The following is an 18669-nucleotide window of genomic DNA, read 5'->3' on the forward strand; positions in this document are numbered from 1 at the left end:
TAAATTTATTCCTCTAATCTCACATCCAATCCAAGGCCCTGCAGTTCGTGCAGCAATACATTGAAGGATTCCGGGATACCGGGCTCCGGCATTGCTTCACCTTTGGCAATCGCCTCGTATGTTTTCGTTCTTCCCGTCACATCGTCGGATTTCACGGTAAGGATTTCACGAAGAATGTTGGATGCACCGAAGGCTTCCAACGCCCAGACTTCCATCTCACCGAAACGCTGACCACCGAACTGAGCCTTACCGCCCAAAGGTTGCTGCGTGATGAGAGAGTACGGACCGATAGAGCGGGCGTGCATCTTATCATCCACCATATGCCCAAGTTTCAGCATATAGATTACGCCCACAGTGGCAGGCTGCGTGAATCTTTCACCGGTACCGCCATCGTACAGATAGGTGTTACCGAATTTCGGAAGGCCGGCTTCATCGGTGTACTTCGTGATTTCTTCCAGCGATGCACCATCGAAAATAGGTGTGGCAAATTTCAGCCCAAGCTTCTGCCCTGCCCAGCCGAGAACGGTTTCATAAATCTGCCCGATGTTCATACGGGATGGCACCCCCAGTGGATTCAGCACTATGTCCACAGGCGTTCCGTCTTCGAGGAACGGCATATCTTCTTCGCGCACAATCCGCGAAACGATGCCCTTGTTTCCGTGGCGGCCCGCCATTTTATCACCTACTTTCAGCTTGCGCTTTTTGGCGATGTACACTTTTGCCGTCTTCATAATTCCCGGGGCAAGCTCATCACCTATCGTCACGGCATCCTTCTCACGGTTCATCACGCTGCGGATGCTGTTTACTTTAATCTTATAATTATGCAGCAGCTGATTGATCAGCTCATTCCTGTCCTCGTCCACAGTCCACTCTGCTCCGCTGATGTTCACATAATCGTCTATGGACTGCAGGAGTTTCAGCGTGAACTTTGTTCCTTTGGAAATTACCTCTTCATTCAGGTCATTGGTTACCCCTTGGGAAACTTTGCCGTTTACCAGGACATTAAGTTTTTCCACAAGGATACCGCGAAGCTCGTCAAATTTTACTTGGTAATCATTATCGATTTCCTCGAGTTTTAGTTTCTCCTCGCTGCGTTTTTTCTTATCCTTTATGTTTCTGGAGAAGAGTTTTTTATCTACCACTACCCCGCTAAGTGAAGAGTCTGCCTTCAGGGATGCGTCCTTTACATCTCCGGCTTTGTCGCCGAAGATGGCTCGCAAGAGTTTCTCCTCCGGCGTAGGGTCAGATTCTCCTTTTGGAGTGATCTTTCCAATCATAATATCGCCCGGTTTTACCTCTGCCCCGATGCGGATCATACCGTTTTCGTCTAGATCTTTGGTAGCCTCCTCGGACACATTTGGGATATCGGAAGTCAGCTCCTCCATACCGAGCTTGGTATCGCGCACATCTAGCGAATATTCGTCGATATGGATGGAAGTAAACCAGTCTTCGCGTACCACTCTTTCGTTGATTACTATCGCGTCCTCAAAGTTATACCCCTTCCACGGCATAAATGCCACCACGAGGTTCCGCCCGATGGCGAGCTCGCCGTTTTCCGTAGCGTAGCCATCGCAGAGCACCTGTCCTTTTTCCACACGCTCTCCTACTTTCACATTTGGCCGTAGGGTGATGGTGGTACTCTGGTTGGTTTTTCTGAATTTTGTAAGGTTGTATGTTTTTGTTGCGGGCTCAAAGGAAACCAGCTCCTCGTCTTCCGTACGCTCGTATTTTATCACGATTTTCTCAGCATCCACATACTCTACCACGCCGTTTCCTTCAGCGTTGATGAGCACGCGGCTGTCCTTTGCCACCTGCCTTTCCAGCCCGGTTCCTACGATTGGGGCTTCCGGGCGGAGGAGCGGCACTGCCTGGCGCATCATGTTGGAGCCCATCAGCGCGCGGTTCGCATCGTCGTGCTCAAGGAAAGGGATAAGAGAGGCGGAGATACCGGAAATCTGGTTCGGTGCCACATCCACAAGATCTACCTGCTGTGGCTCTACCACGGGGTAGTCTCCATCCACACGGGCGATGATCCTGTCCGACTCGAAGTCGCCGCTGTCAGACATTTCCACATTCGCCTGTGCGATTACCTTGCCTTCTTCATCCTCGGCGTTGAGATATACCGCCGGAGATTCCAGATCTACTCTGCCGTTTTCCACTTTTCTGTATGGGGTCTCTATGAAGCCCAAATTGTTGATTTTGGCATAAAGACCGAGCGAGGAGATCAAACCGATATTCGGCCCTTCCGGCGTCTCGATCGGGCAAATTCTGCCGTAGTGTGTGTGGTGCACATCCCGCACCTCGAAACCTGCGCGCTCTCTTGAAAGCCCGCCCGGTCCGAGTGCCGAAAGCCTCCTCTTGTGGGTAATTTCGGAAAGCGGGTTGGTCTGGTCCATAAACTGGGACAGCTGGTTGGTACCGAAGAACGAGTTGATAACCGAGGTGAGCGTCTTGGCATTTACAAGATCTCTTGGGGTAAATACCTCGTTATCGCGTACATTCATTCGTTCGCGGATGGTTCTTGCGATTCTGGACAGCCCCACGCCAAACTGACCGGCAAGCTGCTCGCCTACGGTTTTAATCCTACGGTTGGAGAGATGGTCAATATCGTCGATCTCCGCCTTGGAGTTCACCAGCTCGATAAGGTGGCGAACGATGGCGATAATGTCTTCTTTCGTTAATACCTCAGTATCCTCGGAGATCTTCAGCCCAAGCTTCTTATTCAGCCTGTACCTGCCTACCTCTCCCAGGGAGTATCTTTGCTCGGAGAAGAAAAGTTTTTCTATGATGCCCCTTGCGGTTTCTTCATCAGGCGGTTCCGCGTTGCGCAGCTGACGGTAGATGTACTCCACCGCTTCTTTCTCAGAGTTGGTAGGGTCTTTCTGCAGGGTATTCTGGATGATGGTAAACTCTCCGGAGTTTTCCTTGTGAATCAGCACGGACTTCACGCCGGATTCCAGGATCATATCGATGTGCTCTTTTTCAAGAACGGTCTCCCGGTCCAGGATGATTTCATTTCTCTCCACGGAAACTACCTCGCCGGTATCTTCATCCACAAAATCTTCGAACCAGGTATTCAGCACGCGTGCCGCGAGCGTTCTGCCTTCGTATTTTTTCAGGCTTGCCTTGGTGGCTTTTACTTCCTCTGCAAGATCGAAAAGCTGGAGGATATCCTTGTCGGATTCATAGCCTATCGCGCGCAGCAGCGTAGTAAGCGGAAGCTTCTTCTTCCGGTCGATGTAGGCATACATCACATTGTTGATATCCGTAGTAAACTCCATCCAGGAACCCTTGAACGGGATAATTCTGGAGAAATAAAGCTTGGAGCCGTTGGCGTGGTAAGTCTGCCCGAAGAATACGCCCGGCGAGCGGTGCAGCTGCGTAACGATCACGCGCTCGGCACCGTTGATAATGAATGATCCAGAAGGCGTCATATAAGGCACAGGGCCCAGGTACACATCCTGAATCATAGTTTCAAAGTCCTCGTGCTCCGGATCGGTGCAGTACAGCTTCAGCACTGCCTTCAGCGGCACGGCATAGGTAAGCCCGCGCTCTATACATTCATCTATGCTGTACTTTGGCGTTCCCAGCTCGTAGTCCATAAACTCCAGCACGAATTGGTTTCTGGAGTCGGAGATAGGGAAATTCTCAAGGAAAGTTTTGTAAAGCCCCTCCTTTTTGCGGTCTTCAGGGAGCGTATCAAGCTGGAAGAATTCCTTGAAGGACTCGATCTGGATGTCCAGGAAATCCGGCGTGATCACCTTCCCCTTTACCGAAGAGAAATTAATTCTTTCGTCTGGCTGAGTGTTCTTCAGTGTTTTACTCATCTTTAAAGGTTCAATGTTTTTCTAAAAATTAAAATCAGCGAGAGCCCCCGGAGGTAAGAAAGCCTGAGAAAATCAGAAAGAAGAAAATACAACTGCTGCACTTCCTGCTTTTTTTGAAAATCCCGAGCCTGCTCCGCACGCTCCTCAACTCAAAAATGCAACCCCGTTATATCTTTTCACGGCGTAGTGCAGACGCTTCCGGACAACTTTTAACCACGAAAACGCGGAAAACTCTTCCAGATATTTGAAAGAGTAATTCCGTAAAATATTCAGTTTAAAATCTTGATTGCCCCAAAGTGAAATGCAAAGATAAGCATTTATTTTATTTTGACAAAAAAGATTGCAACAAAAGGGAAACAAAAAAAAACCGCCCTTAGAGGGCGGCTTATAAGAATTCAAATTAATTAACAGGTTTCCAGAAGCTCCAGACGGTGCCGTTGAAAACCGCCAGCCTTTTGGCACCGGCCTTATTCACGAAAACCATCATCCCCGGTGAAGGGCTTGGTATACTATTCACATCATCTACCGTAGGCAAAACCATAGCCTTAGTCTTGGATTCCAGGACGAGAACGCCATCCTTTGCGAGGATAAGAAACTCAGCTTCTTCAGCTGGCGTTGAAAACAGCGAAGGCTGCAGCAACTTCCTTTCTGCAGCTGCAAGCGCTTCCGCACTTTTCGTACGGCGTTCCTTTTCCGCTGCCGCTACTTCTGCGCGGATCTTCTGCATCTTCTTCTCCCGGAATATTTCATCTACATCGCGGAAGAACACCTGTGTTTACGGCCGGCGGCTCATAGCGGCTTCTGCTGCAAGCTTTTCAAGCGGGCATCATCCGGATCGGCGTTTTTGATATAATCCCGGATCATCTGCATCAGCTCCGGTTTCAGCTGATATTTCCTGGGTTCGCTGGATGACGCGGTGCGCAGGAACTTATCAATTTTTCAATCTTCTTTACTGCCTGCTTATCGGTGATGTGCGGTTGGGAAGATTTTTGCGCATTTACCGTGAATGTCAGAAAAAGTAGAATGATATTAGCGAAACGCTTCATTTATATTTTTTATCTAAGTTAACAGATTTAACAAAAACCACCACAGACAAAGCCTGCGGCGGAAAATAAATTATGGAATTACAATGAAATAAGGTTTTAATTTGGACAAAGATATTTAAGTTTAAATAATTCTGAACGAGACTCCTCGCAACCCTTAATTTTTGCAAGCGTATAGTAATATATCTCATTCCATGAGCTATTAACAGCATCGGCAGGTGGTATGAAGCTTTTTCCCTCTCCTACCTTGAACCACTCTTCTTGTTCAATTTTATTATAATTGTTACTAAAACTATAATACCATTTTATATATTCTACCTCTTCATCGTTAATCACCTTTGTAGGATCATCTCGATCCTGTAATTTCACTTTTAACTCTACTACAGGCGAATTTTCACAAATGGCTTGCTCATAACCTATCGGGCTTACTTTTACTATTTCTGTACTACAAGTAGACCAAAAACTCCACACTGTCCCATTAAATATAGCGAGCTGCTTTTTTTTGGTATCATAGGCCATCATTCCTGGCGCAGGTCTCTTTATGCTTGTGTGCGGGCTCTGCATTTTAGGTAACACCATTGCTTTATTCTTATCAGAAAGAACTAATACACCAGGTGCGCTTTCCTCCTCATCACCAATAAAAGAATTTCCCCCAATATCTTTAAGAGGTTGCTGAAAAGTCTCAAAATTAGGAACGATACCTTTAGTATTAGCGATGCTCTGGCCATCCAGGTAAAGGTTCTGTTTATTAACAGAGAGTTTAAACCAGTTATTTACATTATTACATGGTGAATCCTTGCAATAAGATACCAAACCACTGGTCGCATCCATAGCTATGGTACCAGGCTGCACCACCCTACCATTTTTAGACATTTCTTCAATATTAGTAACGTAAGGTAAAACGATACCTTTATTCCCCAATCCAAATTCAATAGATACATATTCATTGCTAATAGCATCTTTACCGATTGCGACCTGCCCAAAAGCATCCAAAGAGAGTAATAATCCTATAGCTAAAATTATTTTTTTCATATTTTATTATTTAAAAATCAGATTTTAAAAGGGACATGCCGGTGCATTAAAACATTTCCAAGAAGTACCGTCAAAAATTTTCAAACATTTATTTGTGGTATCATATACTAACATACCTTCCACTGGAATCTTGATATTATCTTCAATTTCTTTTTCGGAAAGCCTATTAATTACAAAGCCTTTATTATTAGATTCCAATACCAACCAACCGTTATTTCTAATTCCTGGCCAGTTATTATTTCCAGAATGTGCACGGCTGAGTGTAGTGATACCAAATCTAGCAGGCCCATCATTGTCGCCAGAACTATTAGGTAAACGGTAGCACATTTTCCTTAAATGAATTACCACTGTTGCTTCCTCGAATAAACCACTACATCCAGATTGAACTTTATATTTAAAAACATACCTACCAGGTAGAGCTCTGGACATTATAAAAGTTTTTCCACTTAAGAATTCTGGATTCGTAATATCGTTTGTTCCGGGTGCTTCTTCAACTTCCCAAACGCCATGATTATCATAAGTACCTGAAAGATATGAGAATAAATCAGTATTAATTTTCTCTGAACCGTCGAAATCGATATAGTAAATTCCTCCGATTCCTGCTCTTGGATCATCAAGCATTTCCGGTCTTACATAGATGTGGTCTTTCACATTCACGCAATAATTCTTGCCGGCAGGCGTTGTAATATGCACCTGATACATACCTTCGTTTGATGCATTCAATTCACCAAGTACAAGCTTAGGTGATGTAGAAAGAACGGGGCCGCTAACTTCGTATTCTCCCTGGTTATTTTTTATCATCTTTTGCCATTCAAACCTGAGGTGATCCAGGTTATGAACTGCAAGTGTAATTCTAGGAGGTGTTACAGAGCAATCAGTCTCCAAGGTAATACCCGGCTCACCAAGAGCACGAACATCTACCACGCGTTCAATCTCTGACCCACAGCCATCCTCTACCTTAATGTAGTACACACCACCATCCACTTTTGTAAATATAGGGGCTGCGCTATTTGTAATAGCCAATGGTGTGGAGGAGGCTGTTGGCTTCTCATTATATAGTTTGAATGTAAGGTCTCTATTACCCTTGTTTGCAGCAATTAACAGATCAAACTTGCCACCACCACAAGCAAACGCAAAAGATTCGAAATTGAAAGGATAATCAAATCCAGGACCTCCAACAAAGAACATCTCGCTATAAAATGAATCTTCACACAACTCACCCTGCTTACCAGGCTGGTGAGGAGTCATTTTATATCTGTAAACACCAGCTTCAGAAAGTAAGGAGGTAGTCTCAAAATCATTACCTGTGATCGAGCCATGGTCTATCGTGCTTAATTCCTCCCAACGATAATATGCAAACTTTTCTAATTCAATTCTCAGCCAACTTTTATTAATTGGGTGATATATAGACGTGTTAATCTCATTTAAAAAATTATAATTCACACGTATTTTCACTTCAGTTTCCCCATTGCACAGCACCTTGGTATCAAGTTTAATATCTCGTTTATTGATGTCTTGCACTGTAAATTGGCCCTTAATGATTTTATTGCAGATTCCATCAAACATCACTGGATTGAACTCATACTTGTATGTTCCCGGAATACTTAGGGGGATTGCCGCAATACTTCCACCGTCATGAAGCATATTTTGTGGAACTTCATAGTTAGCATCGAAGCCTGCAGGCCCTTCCGTTATTCTTAGATTATGGAATTTAGTATTGTCCCCGTTTGAGAGCGTCATTAAATATCCACTATCATTACAATTCAATGTTTGTATAACACTCGTCTTAATATTACTATTTTGATCTTTAATAACTATAGTAGTAGAATAGTCGTCTATAAACTCGTCTCCGCAAAAATTAATAATCTTTGCCTTGTAGGTACCGGGTGGCAGCGCTTTACCATCAGGCTTTGGCATGTAATTATGCTTTATTTGGAACGTTCCGTGATTACTGTTATAATCTTTCGGATTAAAACCCTTCGGGGCTTCTAAAAACTCTACTATGAAGGGTACACCACTATTGATAGGCGCATTATTATCTGAGGGATTAGTATATTTCCAACCAAATGAAAATTTATCATTACAGGCAGTTCCTGTACTAAGAGAGGACAACGTAGGCCAAGCAGGCTTCCCTGCGCTCACAACCTGCGTTTCCTCTCGCCCGCAACCCTCTACCTTAATAGTTACAAGTTTATCATATGGTATTTTAAGGCTTGGATAATAAGTGCCATCAGACCCAAGAGTGAATTTCTGGGGACCAAGGCTTTTATCTTGGCCATTTTCATCCTTGTAATAACCTGATACAGTAAGGGTAACAGGCTTAGAACCTATAATATTAGGAATATATTCATCGGGCTTACAGATATTCTCTCCAGTAAAAAAAGGAACACCCAAGTTCCATGCATTGCTGAGGCTGAATTCAGCCTTTATGTCTGCACCACAGTTATCAACGGCGTTGAAGGTATAATCTCCCACTGGAAGATTGGAAATGGTAAAACTTTTGGTATCAGATGTTATAGTCTTATTACCTGCTTCACTCTTCAAAGTAATAGTATAAGGCGCGACACCATTTTTAAACTCACCACTTACAGAGCCGGTCTTACAATCGCCTGCTATTGAAGTTTTAAATTTCTTCTGGTCATTTTCCACTAAATATAAAAACCGAGGCATTAAATCAACTTGTTGATCTATCTTTTTTCCGCAGGCATCAGAGACCTCTACTTTATAAGATTCTTTAGTAAGCTCCTTCGAAGTAAAAGTATCCCCTGTAGTAACAGATATGGTCTCCACCACAGTACTACCATCGTAGATTTTAACAGTGTAAGGTAAATTACCATTAGAAATTCTACCAGAAATTACATTGGAGCAGGCAACAACTGATCCTTTTAATATATCTAATTTTAAGGGTGGTTGATCGATATGAACCGATGCAGGTGCAGGCTTCACACTACCGCAATCATCATAAACGCGCACATTATAGTAGCCGTTGCTTAGCCCAGTAATATCAAAATTTTGCTCCTTTATTTCTTTGTATTCTTTTACTATAGTAGCGCCGTCTGGGCTAGTTACTACAATACGGTAAGGCTGGGGCCCGGTTAGATCTTTTACTCTAAGTATGGCACAATTACCATTCTTTACAGATTCAATACTGAAATTTAAAGACTCCGCATAACTATTAATGGTGACAGAATTACTGGTCGCAGTGTAAGTTTCCGTGGTACCAGGCTTGGTAGCTGTGGCCTGAACATAGTATGAACCACTAGAAAGCTGCCTGTAAGAAAACGCACTTAGAGATACCACATCAGAATGGGAGCCATTACGCCTTACAGTAAAGGAAAGCTTTGTACCATCCGGTTGATTAAATACGGACCATTTAATGCCCCCACGGTTTTCGCAAAATTCATCCGAAACTTTCTCTGCAATTACTTTAAACTGCGCGCTGAACATAGACGCAAGAATACAGAGTAAAAAACTGTACAACTTCTTCATAATATTATTAGAAAAATTTCTGTAAAAAAAAGAAAAATTTTATAACAAAAAAAATATGGAATATTAACGAATTGTTAACACTTCTTCAATACGGCTTATTGGGCGCAATTCCTTGCGCTGAAAAGCACCGAAATGCGGATGTTTCCATACTCATCGATACAAGGCTCAATAGTAGGCGGTGTTTATGAAGAAGATAACTTTAATAACAATTTTCTTCCAAAAGTTCTCAGTTTTGATTTACTTTCCTTTTGTTTTCTTCGGGTCGTCTCCCTGTTTGCCTTCGAAAAAGGGCATCCGACCGAAAGAAGACCGAAAGAAAATTGGGAGGACGGTGGGAGGAAAACAGTTAAGAATGGTAAGATTATGTGGCTCTGCTGCTTATGAACAGATTAAAATAAAAACCACCACAGACAAAACCTGCGGTGGAAAAATAAACAATGGGTTAAATGTAATTAATTTGTTGCTTTCCAGAAACTCCAAACTGTACCGTTGAAAATTGCCAGCTGATTCGTTTTTAAATCATATGCCATCATACCCGGTGCTGGATTTATAATCTTCAGGTGTGGGCTTTCCATTGAAGGTAGAACCATAGCTTTATTAGCATCGGAAAGAACAAGGATGCCTTCTGCATTATCTTTTTGATTTTCGCCAATAATAACCTTTGCTTCTTTATGTTCTTCCTTATTATGTTGAACATTCGCTATATCGGCGGGCACCTTGCCAGTTGTATCATCTATAAAACCATTAGGTAATCTTACGTTTGTAACGTTAAATGTCAATGGTGACCAATCAGTCGCATTTTGACAGTTATTCTGCTTGCAGTAGCTCACAATTCCGGTAGCTGCATCCATAATGATAGTTCCCGGGACAACATTGCCTACACTAACAACCTGGCTGAAGTTTTGCACATATGGTATAATCACACCACGGTTACCATTTCCAAATTCTAAAGACACAGAAGAACTGGAGACTTCATCTTTACCAAATGCAACCTGTGCGGAGAAATGAGCTGAAGCAGTAAGTATTAAAGTTAGAATTATCTTTTTCATATTCTCTTATTTTGATTTATGATCAGGGCACGCCTGTTTATTAAAGCACTTCCACTGGTTACCATCATATATCTTTAGGCATTTTTCAGTGGTATCATATACCATCATACCTTTGACAGATTTATTTTTAGGAATTTTAGTCGCAGGATTATCAACCCTATTGATTACAAAACCCTTGGTATTTGCCTCCATTACCAGCCAAGCTCCTTTTCTTACCATTGGCCAGTTATCATTCTCAGCACCAGCTCTACCCAGTGCGGTAATACCCGCATTGGTGCTTAATGTTTGACCATCAGTAGCAGGCAATCTATAGCAAGCCTCTGGAAGAAGGTGGATAATAACTTGAGAAACCCTACTTATAGTAGTACTGCCACACAAAGCATTTACTGTATATTTAAATTTATATGTGCCAGGACTGTTTTCGGCAATATTCCAGCGGTTTCCATCTATGGTGGTAAACTTCGAATCGCTCATCACCTCCCACTTCCCAAAGGTATCCGGCTGGCCGCCAAGGTAATCAAACAGGTTATGACTCTGTGTACCATCATAATAGAAGGCATGTTCACTATCTTGGCCAGCAGACGGATTAGTAAAACTATCCTCGCGAAGCGTTATTTGGTCATATGTATCCACGCAGTATTCTTTGCCTTCAGGAGACGTGATGTGGACCTGATAAACACCTGCCTTATCAGCAGTGAAATTTTCCAAATCCAAGAAGGATTTTGTACTTAGTACACCACCACTAAGAAGGTTACCATTCGCATCTTTTATTTTCCTCCATTCAAACCTTAGAACATCCAAATCGTTTACGCGGAGCCGTATTTTTGGTACATTACCATCACAATCTCCGTCCACAGAGATACCCGGTTTATACAGAACAGTTACTTCCACAGCTTGCGTGTTGACTTTTCCACATTCATCTTTAACATGAACTATATAAACCCCTTTCTCTAATTTCGTAAATACAGGCTCATTTTGGTAAGGATGAATTACAACACCATTTTTAGAAAGTGCGTAAGTTAGTTTTTGACTACCTTTTTTAGCTGATACAAATAAATTATATGATTTATTAGAACATTCGAAAGATTGGGTCTTAATTTCAAGGGCGTCCGTAGGGTTATTATATTCAAATTCATAAATAACAGATGGCTCACTACAGTTACTACTATAAAACAACCCATCGTCTTTTAGAGTATTGTACACATTACCAGTCTGCCTAACTTGATAAATTCCGGTAGGAAGGTTTCTTGGTTCCCAAGTATAACTTTGCGTTAGTTTAGGATCATCTTTTAGAATTCTATCTCTAGGGGCTTCTTTATAAAAACTGTATGTGCCATTTGGCTGTTTTTTCCATAGAGAAATTCTTCTATTTAATTCGAATGTACCCAAGTTTTCCCATGTAACTTGGATTTTTGGCTGCGCTTCACAGCTGGACACGGGAGCAACTGTGACGGGCAAAGTTTGTATTACATCGAGCTGCTTTTCTTGGCTCTCAGAGGGGCAGTTTTTGGTTGTAAAAGTATAAGTATACTTACCAATTGGCAAGATAATCGCTCCTTTCGACCTCCCGTTTGTACCTTTAACAAACTGTGTTATATAATATGTTTCCCCAGCTCCTTGCGCAGAAGCAGATTTTATTGTAATTTTTTCGAAATCAGCATCGCTGGTATTAAATATAACATAGGTTTTATCCGCCTCGCAGGTTGCGGTTTGATGATAATAAACAAACGGATCACTATCTTTTATTTCATACATGAAATTTTTTTTGTTTCCGCACTGATCTTCAACCTCGAATTTATATATACCTGTTCCAAAATTTTCAGTATTTGAAAAGGTATGAGCAAACTTTAAAGTGTCATAGTCTGCATTATACTGAGGAATTAAAGTGCTCCCGTCTGGCGCAATAGCTTTAAGAATTTTAAATTTAGTATTACTTTTAAATGTGAAACTATTCGTGGATTTACAACTAGTAGACGAAAATATTTTAATAGGAAGGACTTCAGGATTAAGGGGAAGAGTTTGCACCTTGCCGCACAAATCTTCTACTATCAACTTTATATCTTTTGCCGTATTTGGAATCACCAAATCATTACCATAGCGATCTACCGTTGTTTCTCCCAAGGATTTCGAAGACTTATAGGCTGGTTTCAATTCTTCCACAACCTGGCGATTCCCCGCAGCATCGGTATATGTAATTGCAATTCTCTTCAACTGCACCTTTTGATTTGGCGACTGTTGATCCAAATTATTTTTCAGGCCCACTTTAAAATTCCAGAAACCACAAGTCTCTACAGTAAAACCATATAAATAATCATATTTGCTTTCTTCGCCCTCAGGCATAATATCCCAGATAGGTTTCGTTATTCCTATTTTATACACGAATGCATTCTCTCCGCAAGCATCTATCACTTCCACATCATAAAATCCATTTGAGAGATCAGCATAGCTCATTTTTCTTGAGGCGCTTTTGTCAGTCTTAATTAATGTTTTCTTCGTACTATCCTTACTATCAATCTTATAAATATTATAAGTATATGGGCCTTTACCCGCGAGAACATTTACATTTAGCGCTTCGCAAGAGGCATCATCTCCGTCGGCAGAAATTTTAATTTTCTCAAGTTGATTTTTAATAACAAAATCCAAGGTACCCCTTCTTTTTTCCTCTACAGTCTCGCCAGATATAGTTTCAACTGCTATAATCTGATAATTGCCAGCTGGTAGAGAGCTATAACTTGGGCCGCTGGATATATTCAATTCTTTATTAGTCTTAAGATCTATAATGGTATAGGAGTAGGAACCATTCGGCCTTCCATTAGTAACTTTCCACTCAACAGATCCGTTGCTCGGGCAAGTTTCGTGATTAAGACTCGTAATTACAATATTCAGTTTATCTTGCGCGATGAACAATGAAAAACTGAGCAGTAAGAGGAATGATAAAATTTTCTTCATAATATTATTAAAAAAATTTCTGCAAAAATAGAAATATTTTATAACAAAAATAATATGGAATATTAACGAATTGTTAACACTTCTTCAATACGGCTTATTGGGGGCAATTCCTTGCGTTGAAAAGTACCGAAATACGGATGTTTCCATACTCATCGATACAAGGGTCCTCAATAATAGTAGGCGATGTTTATGAAGAAGATAACTTTAATAATAATTTTCTTCCAAAAGTTCTCAGTTTTGATTTACTTTCCTTTTGTTTTATCTCCCTGTTTGCCTTCGAAAAAGGGCATCCGACCGAAAGAAGACCGAAAGAAAATTGGAAGGACGGTGGGAGGAAAACATTTTGAATTGACTACAAGACAAATCAGCACCGGGAAATCCCGATGCTGATAAAAAACGCTAACAAAAATTGCAACATATTTATATCAGATTTAACAATTTGTTAATATATATATTGCATTTCTCTGAATATTTTATTATTTTAGCAGAAAAATTCTGTATTATGCGTTTTAAGATTATTGCCTCTATTTTCCATCTGGTACTTTTTTCGGCTGCTTTCGGCCAGCAATATACGGGCAAGGTGGGCATAAACACAGAAGAGCCCAAGGAAATCTTCGATGTGAACGGCACCATGCGCGTACGCGAACTGCCCAACCGCAACGGCGGGAAAATATACAACGGAAACGATACAAAACAGACGGACTTCATCCCTACCAAAACCGTAATCGCAGATACTAACGGCGTGCTGGGCACTGCAGAGAGATTCTATGACCCGGCTAAGATATTCCCCGCCTATGCCAAGCTGGATCCAAATATAACTATAGAGGAAAACGGATATCATTCCATTGTAGGCGGAGAGCTTTCCTGCATACAGCTGAGCCTAAATCTCACGGGCAATACTTCCGTAACGAAACAGGCACAGCTTTTCATTCGCCTTAACCCCGATAATACCGCACAGAAATGCCAAAGCTCAGACGGAACGCTGCAGATGCCTGCCAGCGGCAAATTATTTACAATAATAATGTACTCATTGAACAATTCAAATTCAATCAGCGCCAATAACCCCTACGCCAGATACGACCTTGGCACAGATTGGATAAACGCTGCAGGTGGTAAGCAATCCGTGTTATATAACCCTGTATGGCGTTCAGGCGTAATCCACTTGCCAGAAATCGCGCAATCTTACAGGTTTTTTGCTACAGCTACACGGTACGACTCCAGCCTGCCAGTGGCTACTTTCGTTCACCTCACCCGGTTGAGATAAATTTTACTAAAAAATACAAATACGATGAAAAAAATAAATAAATATACAGCCGTCGCAGCCCTTCTCCTCTCCTGTAGCGGCTTCGCGCAAAGCAACCCGAAAAATAAGGTAGGAATCAATACAAATCAGCCAACAGAAACGCTGGATATCAACGGAACTGCGCAGATACGCAGCCTTCCTCTTGGCTGGGATGGCAAAACCTACAATGGAGCAGAAACCCAGGGTACCACCTTTATCCCTACCAAAACAGTAATAGCGGATCCATCCGGAAACATCGGCACCATAGACGGCGTACTTCGACCTTATATAGACATTTATAAATCCAACACAGGGCTTAGCATCGGGCAAGAAACTGGCTACCAGGCAATAAGCTCTGCGGACGGCTGCATCAGCATCTGTTGGGAAGTAAAGCTGCCGGATGAATTTACAGCAATGCTCGCAGTAAAAGTAAATAAAGAAAAATGCGGAAAAACTGACACCCCTTTTTTGCTGAATGTAAACTACAGGGTAGCCAACTCAGCAGGCGTAGGCTCCTTTGTTTGGCCTAACGCAGAAAATCAATTCAGCGTAAAAGATCCTGGTACAGAATGGATACGCTTCAGGAGTGGCTCAATAGGTACAGAGAATACCTGGCTGGCAGACGGCTCCATACAGCTCTGGGGCTCCAGGGTAGTCAACGGTGCCAGGGAAAATACTCTTAGGAACTACCGCTTTATGGCTTCCACCAAGGACGGCAGCAAGGTAGGAGGAAAACTGAATGACTATAATATCTTCACGGAGATCAAGAGAAATTATTAAAAAAAGATGAGAAAAACAATATTTTTTTCGGCACTTCTCACTGCTACAGTTGCTCTATCCCAATCTACAGGGAAAGTTAGCATAGCCCTTCCAGAAAACACACAGCCACAGGAAACCCTGGATATTGGAGGTACAATACGCATCCGTAGCTTGCCTAACAACAAGAACGGTAAGATATACGCCGGAGCGCAGGAGCAAACTACAAATTATGACCCCTCCAGAACTGTGGTAACTGATAACAGCGGCAATCTTGGTTATCTGGATGGCTTCGTAGCACCTGAAGAAGAATACTACACACCGGATTCTGGCTTCAGCACCGGCAGGAATCTTTGGGACAATCCACAATACATTGATGAATGGATAGCTATATCCGGGAACGATTGCGTACAGCTCGGGTGGAGGCCGTGGCTAAATAGTACAAAAGTGGGAGTTGTAGGTGCGCTAGGAGCAAGGCTAAATGATGACATATCAAAATGCGGCAATAATCCAGAGGATGAGGGATACATCACTTATTACTTCCACAGTGCCGACGCTGGATTATTTGGATCGACATCTGCCGATGTAAAAAGGACGACGATAAAACGAGGACAATGGACAGATCTTACTAATGCGATAGATTTTCCAGATTCTACGCTATTTGATGGTATAATTATGCTATGGAATGACACTAATGGTAATAGATACGACAGAATCTACCGCGTCAAAGCAATGACCAACAATGGATACACAAGCCGTATACGCCCAATAACCGCATTTACCTACATCCAAAGGATTCATTAAAAATGTGATGAATAGATAAATGATGTAAGGTACAGTAAAAGGACATTAAAAAACAAAAGTGAAACCGGGAAAGTTTTCCGGTTTTATATATATATGGAAAATCAGCACCGGGAAATCCCGATGCTGATTTATTTATCCGCAGAAAGACATACAGCCTTCCGTCCAAAGCCAAAAAATCCCCTCTCCTTTGGAGAGGGGTTAGGGGTGAGGAATTACTTCAACTCCACTTCAGCTCCAGCTTCTTCAAGCTGCTTTTTCAGAGCTTCTGCCTCGTCTTTTGCAATACCAGTTTTGATTGGTGCAGGTGCGCCGTCCACAAGGTCTTTTGCTTCCTTCAGGCCTACACCTGTAAGGTCTTTCACCAATTTAACTACCGCAAGTTTAGAAGCACCGGCTGCCTTAAGGATTACATCAAATTCAGTTTTCTCCTCAGCACCGCCAGCAGCATCGCCACCGCCAGCACCAGGGCCAGCAGCTACAGCTACAGCCGCTGCAGCAGGTTCGATGCCATACTCATCCTTCAGGATGTCGCTAAGTTCCTTTACTTCTTTTACGGTAAGGTTTACCAGGTTTTCTGCAAGTTCTTTAAGATCTGCCATTTTTGAATTCTTTTTGTTGTTAAACGATTATTTTTTTGAGTGAGTGTTAATTTTCTTTGTTTTCGAGTGTCTTCAGAACGCCGGTAATCGTGTTCGCACCGGATTGAAGCTGAGACATAACATTCTTGATAGGCGACTGAAGCAGGCCGATAAGTTCGCCAAGCAATTCCTGCTTAGACTTGATGGCCGCAAGCTCATCTACCTGATCGCCGATGTAAACCGCGCTGTCCACCCAGGCACTTTTGATGACAGGCTTCTCAGATTTCTTCCTAAGCTCCTTCACCATTTTCGCCGGTGCATTGCCGGTCTCGCTCAGCATTATTACGGTGTTGCCCTTGAAAGTGTCGAACATTTCAGAGTAATCTCTGTCCTCGATGCTTTCCATTGCCTTTCTCAGCAATGTGTTCTTCACCATCTTCACCTTGATATTGTTCTTGAACGCCTGCCTTCTAAAATCTGAAGACGCGCCAGCGTTAAGACCTTCGATGTCCGCCACATACACCACATTGGTGCTCTGCAGCAATTCCGTAATCTCGCGGATTACCGCTACTTTTTCTTCCTTGGTCATTGTTTCAGATTTAGTTTACAGATTTAGTATCAATTGCAATACCCGGGCTCATCGTAGATGACAGGTAAATAGATTTCATATAAGTGCCTTTCGCAGCCGTAGGCTTAAGCCTCTGCAGCGTGGCAATCAGCTCAGACGCATTATCCTTAATCTTCTCTGCATCGAAGGATACTTTGCCGATGGCAGCGTGCACGATACCGTATTTATCTACCTTAAAATCAATCTTACCAGATTTCACTTCAGAAACAGCCTTCCCGATTTCCATTGTTACCGTTCCGGATTTTGGGTTCGGCATCAGGCCTCTTGGCCCTAGAACTCTACCCAGCGGCCCCAGTTTACCCATCACCGCAGGCATCGTCACAATTACATCCACATCAGTCCAGCCGTCCTTTATTTTTTGAAGATACTCATCCAGCCCCACGAAATCAGCACCTGCCTCCTTCGCTTCGGCTTCTTTATCCGGCGTTACCAAAGCAAGAACGCGCACATCTTTCCCCGTTCCGTGCGGAAGGGAAACCACGCCGCGCACCATCTGGTTCGCTTTCCGCGGATCTACGCCAAGGCGCACCGCGATATCTACAGACGCATCAAATTTAGCCGTATTCACCTCCTTCACAAGGTTTGCACCTTCTTCCAGCGTGTAGAATCTGCCTTTCTCAACCTTGCCTGCCACTTCTTTTTGCTTCTTTGTAAGTTTTGCCATTTCAGTAAGTTTTAAGCGTTAGTTGTCGGTCTGTTTCCTGTTACACGAAGGCCCATAGAACGGGCTGTACCTGCTACCATACTCAGCGCAGAATCCAGGGTAAAGCAGTTTAAGTCGCTCATTTTATCCTCGGCGATTTTCTGCACCTGCTCCCAGGTTACGGAGCCCACCTTGTTTCTGTTCGGCTCACCGGAGCCTCCCTTCACCTTGGCAGCATCCATCAGCTGTACTGCAGCCGGCGGCGTTTTGATGACGAAATCGAAAGATTTGTCCTCATACACCGTGATCACCACAGGAAGCACCTGTCCTGGCTTATCCTGCGTTCTCCCGTTGAACTGCTTACAAAACTCCATAATGTTCACCCCTGCAGAACCAAGAGCCGGGCCAACAGGCGGCGAAGGATTGGCGGCGCCACCCTTTACCTGGAGTTTTACCATTTTAAAGACTTTCTTAGCCATCTTTCTTAGTTTAAATGAATAATGAAAAAAGCGGAAGCATTATTCTAAACGCTTTGGCGCTTATCTCACCTCACGCCAAAACATTTGAGAGCGCAAAAGTATAAATAATT

General features: G+C 42.8%; 13 protein-coding genes. 3 read left to right on the forward strand and 10 right to left on the reverse strand.

What is annotated here, in order from left to right:
* Positions 1-5: 5 nt before the first annotated feature.
* The 6 genes from rpoB to BUB43_RS00360 all read right to left on the reverse strand — a co-directional run bounded on the left by rpoB (position 6) and on the right by BUB43_RS00360 (position 13389).
* On the reverse strand, positions 6-3827 hold the full coding sequence (gene rpoB / locus BUB43_RS00330; protein WP_073177240.1) for a DNA-directed RNA polymerase subunit beta: 3822 nt from the start codon (positions 3825-3827) through the stop codon (positions 6-8).
* A gap of 400 nt (positions 3828-4227) precedes the next feature.
* Entirely contained in the window at positions 4228-4554 is a 327-nt protein-coding gene (locus BUB43_RS11025) for a hypothetical protein (protein ID WP_159430209.1), read from the reverse strand.
* Positions 4555-4969: 415 nt separating this feature from the next.
* Positions 4970-5902, reverse strand: a complete 933-nt coding sequence (locus tag BUB43_RS00340) for a hypothetical protein (protein ID WP_073177242.1) — start codon at positions 5900-5902, stop codon at positions 4970-4972.
* Positions 5903-5926: 24 nt separating this feature from the next.
* Positions 5927-9391, reverse strand: coding sequence for a hypothetical protein (locus tag BUB43_RS00345; protein ID WP_073177244.1), 3465 nt, complete (start codon positions 9389-9391; stop codon positions 5927-5929).
* Positions 9392-9843: 452 nt separating this feature from the next.
* Positions 9844-10440 carry a hypothetical protein gene (locus BUB43_RS00355; protein ID WP_073177248.1) on the reverse strand — a complete coding sequence of 199 codons (597 nt, stop codon included), beginning with the start codon at positions 10438-10440 and terminating at the stop codon, positions 9844-9846.
* Between the two features lie 6 nt (positions 10441-10446).
* Positions 10447-13389: a hypothetical protein gene (locus tag BUB43_RS00360; RefSeq protein WP_073177250.1), complete on the reverse strand. Its 2943-nt coding sequence runs from the start codon at positions 13387-13389 to the stop codon at positions 10447-10449.
* Between the two features lie 502 nt (positions 13390-13891).
* On the opposite strand from BUB43_RS00360, the gene BUB43_RS00365 reads away from it, so the two are divergent.
* From BUB43_RS00365 to BUB43_RS00375, 3 genes are all read left to right on the forward strand, one after another.
* Positions 13892-14653 carry a hypothetical protein gene (locus BUB43_RS00365; RefSeq protein ID WP_073177251.1) on the forward strand — a complete coding sequence of 254 codons (762 nt, stop codon included), beginning with the start codon at positions 13892-13894 and terminating at the stop codon, positions 14651-14653.
* A 24-nt stretch (positions 14654-14677) separates the two neighbouring features.
* On the forward strand, positions 14678-15451 hold the full coding sequence (locus BUB43_RS00370; RefSeq protein ID WP_073177253.1) for a hypothetical protein: 774 nt from the start codon (positions 14678-14680) through the stop codon (positions 15449-15451).
* Between the two features lie 150 nt (positions 15452-15601).
* Positions 15602-16231 carry a hypothetical protein gene (locus tag BUB43_RS00375; protein ID WP_143154000.1) on the forward strand — a complete coding sequence of 210 codons (630 nt, stop codon included), beginning with the start codon at positions 15602-15604 and terminating at the stop codon, positions 16229-16231.
* 212 nt (positions 16232-16443) lie between these two features.
* On the opposite strand, the gene rplL is transcribed toward BUB43_RS00375, so the two are convergent.
* The 4 genes from rplL to rplK are packed head-to-tail and all read right to left on the reverse strand — an operon-like array spanning position 16444 to position 18559.
* Positions 16444-16830, reverse strand: coding sequence for a 50S ribosomal protein L7/L12 (gene rplL / locus BUB43_RS00380; RefSeq protein WP_073177258.1), 387 nt, complete (start codon positions 16828-16830; stop codon positions 16444-16446).
* Between the two features lie 46 nt (positions 16831-16876).
* Complete coding sequence (rplJ, locus tag BUB43_RS00385; protein WP_073177260.1) at positions 16877-17398, reverse strand: 50S ribosomal protein L10; 522 nt, start codon at positions 17396-17398, stop codon at positions 16877-16879.
* A gap of 10 nt (positions 17399-17408) precedes the next feature.
* The gene (rplA, locus tag BUB43_RS00390) at positions 17409-18101 is read right to left on the reverse strand and encodes a 50S ribosomal protein L1 (RefSeq protein WP_073177262.1); all 693 of its coding nucleotides are present in this window, start codon (positions 18099-18101) and stop codon (positions 17409-17411) included.
* A gap of 11 nt (positions 18102-18112) precedes the next feature.
* Positions 18113-18559, reverse strand: a complete 447-nt coding sequence (gene rplK, locus BUB43_RS00395; protein ID WP_073177264.1) for a 50S ribosomal protein L11 — start codon at positions 18557-18559, stop codon at positions 18113-18115.
* Positions 18560-18669 lie beyond the last annotated feature (110 nt).

Origin of the sequence: Cruoricaptor ignavus (assembly GCF_900141665.1) — a bacterium.
GTDB classification, from domain to species: domain Bacteria; phylum Bacteroidota; class Bacteroidia; order Flavobacteriales; family Weeksellaceae; genus Cruoricaptor; species Cruoricaptor ignavus.